Source organism: Staphylococcus sp. GDY8P85P (assembly GCF_017892405.1).
Taxonomy (GTDB): Bacteria; Bacillota; Bacilli; order Staphylococcales; family Staphylococcaceae; genus Staphylococcus; species Staphylococcus borealis.
In genome coordinates this window covers 18,265-31,824 of sequence record NZ_JAESLA010000017.1, presented here as the reverse complement: position 1 = coordinate 31,824, position 13,560 = coordinate 18,265, and the positions used below count along the sequence as shown (strand labels likewise).

Annotated in this window: 12 protein-coding genes and 1 riboswitch; of the genes, 4 read left to right on the top strand and 8 right to left on the bottom strand. The window is 36.3% G+C overall.

The genetic code is table 11. The annotated features are described in order from the left end of the window. The first annotated feature begins 3 nt into the window (after positions 1-3). Both KA828_RS04020 and mhqD read left to right on the top strand, forming a co-directional pair. Complete coding sequence (locus KA828_RS04020) at positions 4-912, top strand: VOC family protein (RefSeq protein ID WP_210125463.1); 909 nt, start codon at positions 4-6, stop codon at positions 910-912. A gap of 14 nt (positions 913-926) precedes the next feature. After that, the gene (mhqD, locus tag KA828_RS04015) at positions 927-1,520 is read left to right on the top strand and encodes a methylhydroquinone degradation carboxylesterase MhqD (protein WP_210125462.1); all 594 of its coding nucleotides are present in this window, start codon (positions 927-929) and stop codon (positions 1,518-1,520) included. Between the two features lie 60 nt (positions 1,521-1,580). Here mhqD and KA828_RS04010 read toward each other — a convergent pair whose 3' ends face one another. Beyond that, a complete protein-coding gene (locus KA828_RS04010) occupies positions 1,581-2,615 on the bottom strand; it encodes a YkvI family membrane protein (RefSeq protein ID WP_245336035.1) in 1,035 nt (344 codons plus the stop codon). Between the two features lie 255 nt (positions 2,616-2,870). On the opposite strand from KA828_RS04010, the gene KA828_RS04005 reads away from it, so the two are divergent. Beyond that, positions 2,871-4,652, top strand: coding sequence for a cation:proton antiporter (locus KA828_RS04005; RefSeq protein ID WP_210125460.1), 1,782 nt, complete (start codon positions 2,871-2,873; stop codon positions 4,650-4,652). A 109-nt stretch (positions 4,653-4,761) separates the two neighbouring features. On the opposite strand, the gene KA828_RS04000 is transcribed toward KA828_RS04005, so the two are convergent. From KA828_RS04000 to KA828_RS03970, 7 genes are all read right to left on the bottom strand, one after another. Further along, positions 4,762-6,726 carry a fructose-1,6-bisphosphatase gene (locus KA828_RS04000; protein ID WP_075108143.1) on the bottom strand — a complete coding sequence of 655 codons (1,965 nt, stop codon included), beginning with the start codon at positions 6,724-6,726 and terminating at the stop codon, positions 4,762-4,764. 184 nt (positions 6,727-6,910) lie between these two features. After that, entirely contained in the window at positions 6,911-7,525 is a 615-nt protein-coding gene (gene uptA / locus KA828_RS03995; RefSeq protein ID WP_210125459.1) for an undecaprenyl phosphate transporter UptA, read from the bottom strand. Between the two features lie 189 nt (positions 7,526-7,714). Further along, positions 7,715-8,713 carry a ThiF family adenylyltransferase gene (locus KA828_RS03990; RefSeq protein ID WP_210125458.1) on the bottom strand — a complete coding sequence of 333 codons (999 nt, stop codon included), beginning with the start codon at positions 8,711-8,713 and terminating at the stop codon, positions 7,715-7,717. Continuing rightward, on the bottom strand, positions 8,713-9,480 hold the full coding sequence (locus KA828_RS03985) for a thiazole synthase (protein WP_053028785.1): 768 nt from the start codon (positions 9,478-9,480) through the stop codon (positions 8,713-8,715). The genes KA828_RS03990 and KA828_RS03985 overlap by 1 nt, the downstream gene beginning before the upstream one ends. A 1-nt stretch (position 9,481) precedes the next feature. Continuing rightward, positions 9,482-9,682, bottom strand: coding sequence for a sulfur carrier protein ThiS (gene thiS / locus KA828_RS03980; protein ID WP_053028784.1), 201 nt, complete (start codon positions 9,680-9,682; stop codon positions 9,482-9,484). Continuing rightward, positions 9,666-10,781 carry a glycine oxidase ThiO gene (gene thiO / locus KA828_RS03975; protein ID WP_075108141.1) on the bottom strand — a complete coding sequence of 372 codons (1,116 nt, stop codon included), beginning with the start codon at positions 10,779-10,781 and terminating at the stop codon, positions 9,666-9,668. The genes thiS and thiO overlap by 17 nt, the downstream gene beginning before the upstream one ends. Further along, complete coding sequence (locus KA828_RS03970) at positions 10,774-11,364, bottom strand: thiamine phosphate synthase (protein WP_210125528.1); 591 nt, start codon at positions 11,362-11,364, stop codon at positions 10,774-10,776. The genes thiO and KA828_RS03970 overlap by 8 nt, the downstream gene beginning before the upstream one ends. A gap of 65 nt (positions 11,365-11,429) precedes the next feature. After that, positions 11,430-11,539, bottom strand: a riboswitch (TPP riboswitch). Positions 11,540-12,127: 588 nt separating this feature from the next. Between KA828_RS03970 and KA828_RS03965 the strand changes: the two genes are divergently transcribed. Then, positions 12,128-13,408: a pyruvate MFS transporter gene (locus KA828_RS03965; protein WP_210125457.1), complete on the top strand. Its 1,281-nt coding sequence runs from the start codon at positions 12,128-12,130 to the stop codon at positions 13,406-13,408. Positions 13,409-13,560 lie beyond the last annotated feature (152 nt).

Below are 13,560 nucleotides of genomic sequence, written 5' to 3'. Positions count from 1 at the left end.
TCAATGATGGAACCTATTACACATATTCATCATATTTCGGCGATTGTTGGCGATGCGCAAGAGACATACGATTTCTATACGAATGTATTAAACTTATCGTTAATTAAACAGACAGTAAATTTTGATGATACGTCAACGTATCATTTGTATTTCTCAAATCATGAAGCACAACAAGATATGGTGCTTACTTTCTTTAATTGGCCAAATCGTTATAGAGGGCGTATTGGTTCAGGTCAAGTTGGACGATTAGCGTTTAGCATACCGAAAGATAGTTTGGCGCATTGGGAAATGAAATTACATGCGAATGGTATCCAAACCCGTCAAACGTTTTCTTTTAATCAAGCCACATTGGAATTTGAAGATCGTCATGGATTGACATTAGCAATGGTTGAAAGTCATGAAACACATGCGAACAATGACATCATAGGATTTCACGGTGTCACGATGTTATCAGCTGACCCACAAGCAACAGAAGCATTACTACGTGATGATTTGGGGCTAGAATACATTCAAGAAACAGATGACAATGTTCAGTATCAAACTGTGGGTAGTGTGCATCATCAAATTATTATTCAGAAATTTATAAACCCACAACCTGTACGTTGGGGTGGTGGCACCTTCCATCATATTGCGTGGTCAGTCCCAAATGACGAGGTACATGTACAATGGCGTGACTATCTTCTAAATAAAGGGATGCATGTGACGGATGTGAAAGAACGATTTTATTTCCATGCGATTTACATGAAAGAGCCTGGCAAATTAATCTTTGAATTTGCGACTGCTGGTCCTGGCTTTATGATCGATGAAGATGTAGATGAGTTAGGTAAACAACTACAGCTACCACCATTTTACGAGGACAGACGATACGACATTGAATCTCAATTAACACCGTTAAGACTAAATGAAAAATAAGGAGTGTGGGATTGATGGAACATATTTATAGACCAGGTAAAGATAATGCACCGACATTAATACTGTTACACGGAACTGGTGGGGATGAAACAGATCTGATTCCACTCGGCACAGCTTTAAATCCTGATTATAATCTATTAGGTATTCGCGGAGAAATTAATGAAAATGGTATGAATCGTTATTTCAAACGCCTTGCAGAAGGTGTCTACGATGAAGAAGATTTAGACTATCGTGGTCAACGGTTGTTAGATTTTATATATGACGCTGCTGAACGTTATCATTTTGATTTGACTACAACAGTCTTAGTTGGGTTCTCTAATGGCGCTAATATTGCGATTAACTTAATGTTACGAGACACAGCACCATTCAAAAAAGCCTTGTTATTTGCGCCACTGTATCCCATTGAAGTAACCACATCGAAAGATATGAGTGACGTAGAAGTATTATTATCTATGGGCAAACATGATCCAATTGTTTCAATGGATCAGAGTGCGCACGTGATGAATTTATTTAAACAACAGGGCGCACATGTTACTGAAGTTTGGGTGAACAGTCATGAAATTACACAAGCAGGATTAATGCAAGGACAAGAAATTCTGAATTCATAATGAAATAAGACTCAAAGATGTATGGCTAACGTCTTTGAGTCTTGTTTAATGTATTTTCAATTATTTAGATAGTACGAAGTGTTTAAATCCTTGATACAAAATTGGGATAAGGAGTATGAAACCAAATAATCCCATGATGGGGAAGACTTTTCCGATTAAAGAAATAAAGCCGATAAATGTACATATAAATGTAACGATAGCCATTGCAATGATGAGTACAAAGTACCCTTTGGAGAATGGCTCTGTAAAACGTGATGCAAAAGCATACATAAGACCAACAATTGTATTATAGATAACTAAAATCATTATAATCGACATCATTGTACCTAATAACGGTGAAATATGATTAGCCAGTAGTAGCGTTGGCAATGCAACAGATTGAATGTGTTCAAATTCTGTAACGAGTCCTAGATTAATCATCAATAGTAGTAATGTAATGATGATACCGCCTAAGATGCCACCCCATAACGCTGACTGACGATGTTGCATGCGACCGCCCATTACACTTAAAAAACTAAATGCGGCTGCAATTTGTAGACTCGCATAATTTAATCCATCAAACCACCAACCGAGTGATAAACCGTGTTGTTCATTGAAGCGGTTCGCCGCACTAAAATTAACATCTCCTGTTATAAAATAATAGATGGCGATAATAGAAACAACAATGACTAGGAAGGGGGTCACCATACCTAAGACGGTAATCAAACGTTCAAATTTAAGAAACAGTGTCATTAGAATAAATAATACTAATAGCAATGAACTTAACCAATAAGGTAATCCGAAACTTTCATGTATGGTTGAGGCCCCACCTGCAGTCATAATCATCGCTAAAGAGAATAAAAATAAAGTTAAAATAATATCAAAAATACGTGCAATCATTGGATGTAAATAATATTGAATAGACTCAGAATGGTTATGAGATTGAATCGTAAAGCCAGTGTTTAAGACGAAGACGCCTGCTAACGTAATGATTAACCCCGTAACGATAATACCAGCAATACTATAGCTACCATGACTCGTGAAGAACTGAAATATTTCTTGACCAGTCGCAAAGCCAGCCCCAACGACAACACCCACAAATGCGAAAGCTACCATTATAGTCTCTCTAAAAAGTTGCACAATTAAAATTTCCTTTCAAATCATTACTTAATTCATATAGTTTAAACGCAATTATCTATTTTAGACGAAATAAGGTTAGAAATAAATAGGAAAGTTTACCCGAAGTGAACATTGTGTGTCCGACAAAGGCATTAACAACTTGTTTATAAATTGGTAATGCAGGTGTAACCAAAGTTTGATAGTATGACACAGTATTGAAAAAAGTTGATTCTTATTGAGGAAGGTGTAGGTATGTCATTAGATTTACCTGTTATGTTAATCATTGTGCTATTTTTAGCGTTAGGTATATTTAGCCAATGGTTAGCGACGCAAATTAAGTGGCCATCCATTGTAGTGATGTCGATTGTCGGCTTACTCATTGGGCCAATCTTGGGACTGGCAAACCCTCAAGAAACATTGGGGGCTGAGGTCTTTAGTCCTATCGTGTCATTAGCTGTAGCGGTAATCCTATTCGAAGGCAGTAGTAATTTGGATTTTCGTGAATTAAGAGGCATCTCTAAAGCGGTTATTCGAATTATTACCATCGGCGCAGCTATCGCTTGGGTGCTCGGTGCGCTTGCATTACATAAAATTTTAGATTTCCCAATTGCTGTAGCGGTTGTAATGGGCGGGTTATTTTTAATTACTGGCCCAACTGTGATTCAGCCATTGCTAAAGCAAGCGAAAGTGCGTAAGAGCGTAGATTCTATTTTAAGATGGGAAAGCATTATCTTAGATCCTATTGGTCCTATACTCGCATTAACTGCGTTTTATATTTATCAAATATTTGAACAGGGCTTCGGTGTTCAAGTCATTTTAATTTTCATTTTGAAAATTATAGCAACAGCCATTATCGGCTTTGGCGCATCATTCATTTTCAATTGGTTAATCCAACGTGATTTCATCCCGCAAAATTTAATGCCTTCGATTCAGTTAGTGTTTATTCTGTTAGTATTCAGTATTTGTGATCAAATATTACAAGAATCTGGCCTATTAGCCGTAACAATTTTTGGTTTAATGATGGCGCGTTATAAGAGACATGATTTAATTTACAAGGAGTCAGATCATTTCATTGAAAATGCATCCTCTATTCTTGTATCGACTGTCTTTATTTTAATTACATCATCATTAACATCATCGGTATTAATGGATGTTTTATCATGGCAATTAGTAGTCTTTGCGATTGCAATGATTGTCTTGGTACGTCCGATATCAGTGTTAGCATCAACGATAGGTACAGAAATCACGAAAAGAGAACGTGCGATTGTTGCTTTAATGGCACCACGAGGGATTGTCGTTTTAACTGTTGCGCAATTCTTTAGTAGGTTATTTCTAGATAACCATGCTAGAATGGCGAGTTATATTACGCCTGTAACCTTTGGTCTTGTGTTTATTACGGTAGTTATATATGGATTTAGCTTTATTCCTTTAAGTAAGTTGTTTGGCCTAGCAAGTACTGAACCACCAGGTGTCATCATCGTTGGTGAAAGTGAATTCTCATTCCACTTAGGTACAAAACTGCGTGAACATGATATACCGGTTATGGTATTTAATCTATTTGAGAATACATCAGATAAAGCGGAAGAACTTGGCTTTGAGGTGTTTAAAGGGAATCTATTATCAAGTAGTGATCGAATATATGCAGATTTAATTCGTTACAATAAATGTTTATTAATGACCAAGTCATTTATTTTTAATAGTTTAGCTTTTAATGAGTTGGTACCGGAGTTCGGCTTGAATCATGTGAGTATGATGCCTGTGTCCTTTACTGACGAACAAGCACGTAATAATTTAAATGGACCGCTGCGCAATCACATTTTATTTGATGAATCACATAGTCCAAGATGGTTTGATAATACGATTGCCAATAAAAATATTGTTGAAGTGTCTGCGGAAGCATACGATAACATTACTGATAATGATATGATTCTTTATCATATTGATGATAGTAGTGTGGTGTCATTTAATAAGAGTACTAAACCGATACCGCAATATGAACATGGGGTATACGGCATCTTAAGAGATGTATATTAGAAAAGGATTATGATGAGTTTTTAAATAATGCTTAAAAGGGAGTGAGGCAATGAATTTAAAACAAATTCTGTCCCACTCCCATAATTTTGTATATCAGTCTAGTCAAATGTTAGTTCAAATATCTATCGTGCATTAATAATTTTAAGATGCGGATTTGTTCTTGGAGTACTTTACCATCATTGGTATCTCTAATTTTTTTGCGTTGTAATTCTTCATCAACCACTCGACGAACAGATAATTCATCTGCGCCATCTGATAATACTTTATCTCTTGAATCGAAATGTTGATGAGCGACTAATTGCATGCCGAATGAATTGTACAGTAATGTATAGCCAGCAATACCAGTTGTTTTTTGATATGCTTTCGAGAAACCACCGTCGATCACTAACATTTTGCCATCTGCTTTAATAGGGTCTTCACCATCTATTTCTTTTACAGGTGTATGACCATTGATGATTCTACCTTCATCTGGATTAAGGCCAAAGTCTTTTAACATTTTACGAATCATATCCACATCTTCTCGTAAATAATAATATGGATTTTTAGGCTCTTTATGCGAAGCTTTGTCTTCGATGAAGTAACGTTCGAATGTTGTCATGGCTCTTTTACCAAATAAAGAACTATATTTACCAGTCCATAGATACCATACTAAATCAGTAGATAAATCATCTGTTATATCTTTGTAATCGTAGGCGTAACGTACATGTCTTTCAAAGACATCTAATAGGTCACGTCCTTTATGTTGTTCACCTTCAATTTCAAACGACTCCATTTCTCCGTGCTCATCAACAGGTATACAGCCATGAATGAGTAAATTACCGTTATATGGAAGGTAAAGTTTGCCTTTCTTCATCAAGAAGGACATGTGACGTTTTAATTTCTCAGATTGTTGGAATGAAAGCAACAATTTATTCATTACTTCTTCCTCTTCAGGTAATAATTTACCAGGATCTTCTGGGTCTACGGTACTGAAACATGTATCTTTTAAAGGATATGTTTTCCCATAAATGGTGATTTCATTTGTATCATAGTTAATCTGTTCCAAGACTAGTCGATCTTCCATTTCAAAGCTAGGACGACGTTTAATGATTGGCATTTCTAGTTTGAATTGAATCATCGCAATCGCTTGATGGATTTTAGTGATTTGACTCTCTTCAAGTTTAGATAATCCAACTGGTTTATCAGGACGTTTCTTCGGTTTGAATGATGGATTATTGCCGCTATAATGTTCTTCTGCAAGTGTTAATAATGGACGTAAATTAATGCCATAAGCATCTTCAATGATGTCTAAATTGTCATAGCGTGCACATATGCGAAGTAGGTTAGCTAAACAGACTTTAGAACCTGCATAGGCACCAATCCATAAAACATCATGGTTCCCCCATTGAATATCAACAGAGTGATAGTTGATTAACGTGTCCATAATCTTATCAGGTTGCGGACCACGGTCATAAATATCTCCAACCACATGTAAATGGTCAACGACAAGACGTTGAATACTATAGGATAATCCAATAATTAAATCATCTGATTGCTCTAACTCGATAATTTGATTTACCAATGTTTCATAGTAGGATTTCTTATTGTTAAATTCGTTATTTTTATAAAGTAGTTCTTCAACAATATATGTATATTCTTTAGGCAATGCTTTACGTAATTTTGAACGTGTATATTTTGATGAACAATAGGTAATCAAATCAATTAATTGTTCAATTGTAGTGATATACCAAACATTTAATTTACCTTTTGAGTCGAAATTATTTTTAACGAGTTTTAATTTTTCTTCAGGATAATAGACAAGCGCAGCCAAGTCATCAATTTCTTTTTGAGATAACTTTTTAGCATAAAGGTCATTAATTTTAGAACGAACGTTACCAGAGCCATTACGCAATACATGTTGGAACGATTCATATTCACCGTGAAGGTCACTGACGAAATGTTCTGTGCCTTTTGGTAATTCTAAAATTGACTCTAAATTGACGATTTCTGTTGCCAGCTTTTCAGGGCTATCAAATTGTTGTGATAATAAATCTAAATACTTCTCTCGTAATTCACTTTCAGTCGTTTGTGTCATCGTATTTCACTCCTGTTTGGAATTGATATTCATTGTAGATAGTTTATAAAACCGCTTACATTAATTATCTTTAAAACGCATCACTTTTTCAATGGTGATGCTTAAAATGTCAGAATTAATTCTTAAAATACGACTGTTTAATAAAAAAGCCTCAGTCACCAATGGATTCTGAGGCTTTCACATATTACTTAACGCGGTTTCTATTTTTAAAGAATATTCTATAAAGCACGTAAAGAACTGCAAGAATAATAATCACGTACATAATGTATGAGTATGTGTGTAAACCGGCCATTAAAGCGTCGAAACTACCACTTAACATACGACCGAGTAAGATTAAGGCAAAGTTCCAAATTGTCGTACCTAATAATGATAAGACGACGAACGTAACGACATTCATTTTATTAATACCAGCTGGGATTGTGATGAGTACGCGTAATACTGGGATAAAGCGACATAGCAGTACAGCCCATGCGCCATAACGTTTAAACCAATCATTAGCACGCTTAACATCTTTACCTTTCAGCTTAAACCATTTACCATGTTTGTCTACAAAGCGATAAATACTGTCTTCATTAATTAAACGGCAAAGATAATACAGGATGAGTAACCCGATAAATGATGCGATTGTTGAAATTAAGAATAGGAATGGTATAGATAAACCAGATTTAACCGACATCAAACCAGCAAACGTAAGTATAATTTCAGAAGGGACTACAGGTAATATATTCTCCAATAAGATAAGAATGAATATGGCTGTATAACCCCATTTACTAATAAAATCAGTAATTAATTGTTCCATTTATATATAAGAACTCCTTTTAGAAGCGTTCGAGACAACACAACGCAATAACTGTGAAAGCCATATACGGCGTCGAAATCATCTCGATCACATTAATTTTTACCATTTGATTTCAAAAATAAAAAATTCATAGTAAATTCATTATAATAAAATTTACTATGAATTGCTTGTATAAACTAATGACAACCGTTATTTCATTGCTTTTAAATAGTGTTGATAGAGTTGCGTTGCCTCTTCATCATCTTCGACACCATAGACATTCATACGGCCATCTTTAAATAAAGTGATTTCGTAATGGTCATCTTTAATTAATTTTGCGAAAGACGTGGCCTTCACAAGCGTTCCAGGAAGATGATGTGCATGTTGAAAGACATTAGGCTGATATCGGAAAAGGTAGGTACGGCCACATAAACTTTCAATATGGTGTTGTTGTTTTGTTTCTAAGAGTGAATAGTGTTGATTGGCACATACGTCACAAGCATGGTCTTGTAATATATCGACGTTCATCGCTTTGTAATCGATCTGCCATGTATCAATCGTAATTAATTTCTTTGAAAAGCCTTCCCCTGATAAGTAACGTAGCACTTCAGAAACTTCGTAACTCGCCACTTGTGAAATAATAGGAGGTAAAACACCGTTAATCGCACAACTCTCACCACTGGATGGCATGTGTTTTAAAAGACATTTTAGGCAAGGGCCTTTGAAATCAATACCATAAACGGTTCCTTTATTGCCAACAGCTGCACCATAAACCCAAGGGATTTGGTGCTTATGACATACTTCATTTATAAGATAGCGTATTTTGAAATGGTCCATGCCATCAATGATGATATCGGGTTTAACGGCGGTGATAATATCTTCAATATTAGATGAAGTGATTTCTTGATAATACGTTTGTACATCTACATGATGATTGATGTCTGCGATATGTTGTTGAACAGCATGTACTTTAGGCACCATATTGAATGCATCTGCCTCAGTGTACAATGCTTGTCGATGTAAATTAGACGTTTCAACAATATCCATATCAACAATTGCGATGTGATGTGCACCCATACGAGCAAGAAGTTCAGCAACATGACTACCTAATGCGCCGGCACCTAAAATAAGCAACGTTGCATCCGATAAAGCATGTTGGCCATGTGCACCAAACGGTGGAAATCTCATTTGCCGATTGTATCGTTGCATTATAAGAATCCTAAACCTTCAGTTGGGCTTGATGCTTGGGCAGTGTATTTTACTGGAATTCGTCCTGCTTCATAAGATAAGCGACCAGCGTGAATGCCTAACTTCATTGCTTCTGCCATTTTCACAGGGTCTTTCGCACCTGATACTGCCGTATTTAAAAGGATGCCATCAGCACCTAATTCCATCGCATGACATGCATCTTTAGGTGAACCAATACCTGCATCAACAATAACTGGTACATTTGAATTCTTAATAATGTAGCTCAAATTCAGTTGATTATTAATGCCACGACCTGTTCCAATAGGTGAGGCTAACGGCATAACGGCGTGCACACCTAAATCTTCTAAACGTTTAGCTAAGACAACATCGTTAGAAATGTAAGGACATACAATATAACCTCGTTCAAGTAATACTTTACAAGCTTCGTAGGTTTCGAAAGGATCAGGTAATAATGTTTCATCATCACCTATAACTTCTACTTTAATCATGTCACATACACCCGCATGTTTAGCGATTTCTGCAATACGAATTGCTTCTTCAGCTGTTTTAGCGCCAGCAGTATTTGGAAAAGTGATAAAGTCTTTTAAATTAATATTTGCAAGTGGGTTAGGTAAATTTTTATCGTATAGGTTCATACGTCTAACTGCGAACGTAAGTACATTTGTTTCCGAAGCTTTAATCGCTTTAGTTTGGATGTCTTCATTTTCAAACTTTCCTGTACCTAATAACAAACGAGAGTGTAATTCTAAATTGCCAATTTTAAACATTTTATCCGCCTCCAACAAATTCTAATAGTTCTAATTGATCATCTTCACGCACAGTGTGTTGATGATAATCATCTTGCTTAATCAATGTTTTATTATGTTCAACAATGACACGTTGTGGGTCTAACTCAAGTGATTCGAGCACTTGATGAATCGATTGTTCCGAGTCGAACGTGAACGTGTCACCATTAATGATACATTTCATGATTTAACCTCCTTGAGACATTAAAAGATTTATATTGAGCTGGTTTGATACCAGTTAATAGCCAATTTGCGATGTCACGTCCGATCACAGGAGATAATAAAATACCATTACGATAGTGACCGGTAATCATATATAAGCCATCATCAATTTGGTCCATAATTGGTAGTTCACTCTCTGTGTACGGACGTACGCCAGACCATTGTTTGAGTACACGTGCGTTTGCAAGTTCAGGAATACGTGCTGTTGCATAATGTTTCAACCAGGAAATGCCTTGCGTTGTATTACCTACGGAATAATTATCAAATTCACTCGTAGCACCAATTAAATAACGATTGGGTTGTTTTGGCACAACATAACATCCATTGGTCATAAATACCGTTTGATCTAAATGTAAATCATCGTGTTCCACAAGTAGGACTTCACCTTTAACGCCAACAACCTCACGTGGTAGTTGATACTGCTTTAATAGTTGAGATGACCATGCACCACCTGCAACGATGACCTTTTTAGCATATAAATCACCTTTAGATGATGCGATTTGATAATAGCCATTCTGACGATGAATGCCAGTAACGTCTGTATTAAAGTAGCGCGTAATGTGACGTTGTTGCAGAGATTTAAACAATGCTTTCGTATAATGATTCGCATTGATTTGTCCATCATTTGGGATATAAATAGCCATGTCTGCTGCAGAGACATTACCATTCGTTAAATCGGCCAAGTCATTGTCTGAGAGCGCAACAACATTGTGATCTAATGCGTGTAGGAATTGATATTGTGCACGTAAATGGGCTACATCACTAGGTTGATTCGCAATTTTAATTAATCCAGATGCTTGATATTGAATATCAATGCCCGTTTCATCTTGTAAAGATTGGCATAATTCAGGAAAGAGGTCTCGCGACTCGAGTGCAAGTCGAAATAAATCACTATCTTCTGTAAATTCATTCTGAGCACCTAACATGCCACCAGCTTTATAGGATGCATGTTTACCAGGTATATCTCGGTCAACGATTGCGATGTCGAGATGCGTGTGACTAAGGTGTCTTGCAATGGACATTCCGATGACACCAGAACCAATAATAAGAACGTCATGCATCTTTCAACCACTCCTTTCGTAGATGTTGAATTTGTTGTAAAGATGCGTTCATAAAGTATGAGATTGCACAAATACCTGCAAAGCCAGGCGGCAGTTGATGTATCGTATCTTTCGTCATACCACCTATGGCATAAATCGGGATAGGCACGTGCAAAACATCGTTGATTTCGGACGATGTTCTAGGTTGCTGATTTGGCTTAGAAGCGGTTGGAAATATATGACCATAAAAGACATAATCCAAGTGATGTCGATAAGCCTGTTTAACAGTGTCAACCGAGTGCGTTGACATGCTAACCTGCACCTCTGGATGGTGTTCTTTATAGTGGAATGCCAACGTGTCCATCTCGCGACAATGTAAACGTGTAAGATTTAGCGCTTCTAATAATTCGACATCGCTATGGACAATGATTTTATCTCTAGGGAATCCAGCAACGATTAATCTGCTGAGAAAAGAACGCAACTCATCTCTAGACATAGGGGTACGAAAGAGTAAACCATCAATCCCCTCACTAATATCAAGAAAATGTTGTAAATCTGACGCTGTTAAATGTTTGTAAGTTGTTATCGCTATAAAGATGGCTATCACTCCTAATAAATGAAAAAAACGCTATCTCCTTCGTAGGAAATAGCGTTGGTCTATATAGAACGTTATTTAGCAAGCCACTTTCCTACGCCAGTGCAAACTGGATCAGGTTCCAGGAATTATAAAGTTCTTTCTTTACTCTCAGCCTTAAACAAAGGCACTTCCAGTGGATAAATTATCTATTTAATTTTTAATAATTATGATTCACGTTTGATTTCAAATTTATTCTACAATTTTTTCGAATAGAGTTCAAATTTTAATAGGAAGAGCAAGGGACATCAATCATATAATGATCCTATTTCACCAATTCTCAGTAGCTGACTGAACGGAGAAGGCGCTTAAATTAAGCTTTTGTCGGTTCTAGTCATCCTTGGGAGTGGGGCCCACCACAAAGAATGACATTACGACATTCTACAAACACAGCAAGCTGGAAGTCGGGGCCCCAACACAAAAAATCACGAAAGTGATTTTACAAGCTAAGCAAGCTGGGAGTGGACAATGAATGTGAAAAGAATGCTGCTCCACTCCCCAATGACGCAATTAGTGAATAAAGTAACGAACGATGTACAATTTAATAAAAGAACTTTTAAATAAGATATTGAAAACGATTTCAAAACCTGGTAATATAAATAAAAATAAATGCTAAAAACCCTATGATGGTAAGGGTTATAAGGGAGTTATTTTTGTATAATAGGGAGTCTTGTGAGTATATTAGACAACATATTTAGAATCAACAAATTAGAGGAAGTAGGAAAAAGAGGTTATGGTACAAAGACAAAAGAAAAGTAGTGTTCGTTGGTTTTTTGCATTAGCATTTTTTATTATAGGTGTAATCGCCTATATGGATAGATCCAACATTTCGTATATTGCCCCGCAAATGATGGAAGATTTACATATGACAAAACAACAATTTGGTCTATTAGCTTCATTCTTCTCGTTAGGTTATGCTTTAATGCAAGTACCTTCAGGTATGCTAGCTGAGAAATTCGGACCACGTAAGATGATTACAATTGCTTTAGTATGGTGGAGTGCTTTCACCATTTTAACAGGTATGATTAAACATCACGGTTTATTATATTTAGTTCGTTTCTTATTCGGTATCGGGGAAGCGCCTATGTATCCATCAAACGCCGTGTTTAATGCAAACTGGTTCTCTAAAGATGAGAAAGGTAGAGCATCAAGTATGTTACTTGCTGGTTCATATTTTGGGCCTGTATTAGCACCTGTCATTACAATTGCTATTGTAAACGCATTTAACTGGCAAGCGGTATTTTATATCTTTGGTGTGGCAGGTATCTTAATTGCAATATTATGGGGAATTATTGCGAAAGATTTACCTGAACAACATCGTATGGTTAATGACGCAGAGAAACATTTCATTATGGAGAATCGTGACCTTGTTCAAACAACGAAATCATTACCACCATGGAATCAATTCTTCCGTCGTATTAGTTTCTATGCGATTGCAGGTCAATACTTTGTAGTACAATTTGTTATTTCATTATTCTTAATTTGGTTACCAACGTACTTAACTGAACAATATCATGTAGAATTTAAAGACATGGCGATTAGTTCATTACCTTGGTTCATTATGTTTATTTTAATTTTATCTGCTGGTGCGATTTCAGATAAAATTTTACGCAGTGGTCAATCAAGATTTGTTTCAAGAGGTTTGATTGCTATTGTAGGTTTCATCGTATTTGCAGTTTCAATTTTCTTTGCAGTACATACTGATAATTTATATGTAACTATTTTCTGGTTATCACTTGGTTTAGGCGGTATGGGCGTATCAATGGGTATGAGCTGGGCTGCAGCGAATGACATTGGTAGAAACTTCGCAGGTACTGTATCTGGTTGGATGAACTTATGGGGTAACATTGGTGCGTTATTAAGTCCATTCTTAGCTGGTGCATTAGTAGCATCACTTGGTTGGACAATGACTTTCCAATTGCTAATTATTCCAGCAGTTATCGCAGCAATTTTATGGTTATTTGTATCACCAGATAAACCATTGATTAAAGATGAAAGTCGTAAATTAAAATAATTTTATATAAACTAGGGCATTATGCCTAGATAAATAGTCGAGACTGGGACATAAATAATATAATTATGCTATTTTGCAATTACGCAGTAGCTGACTGAACTGAGAAGGCGCTTAAATCAAGCTTTTCTCAGTTCTAGTCATCCTTGCGGGCG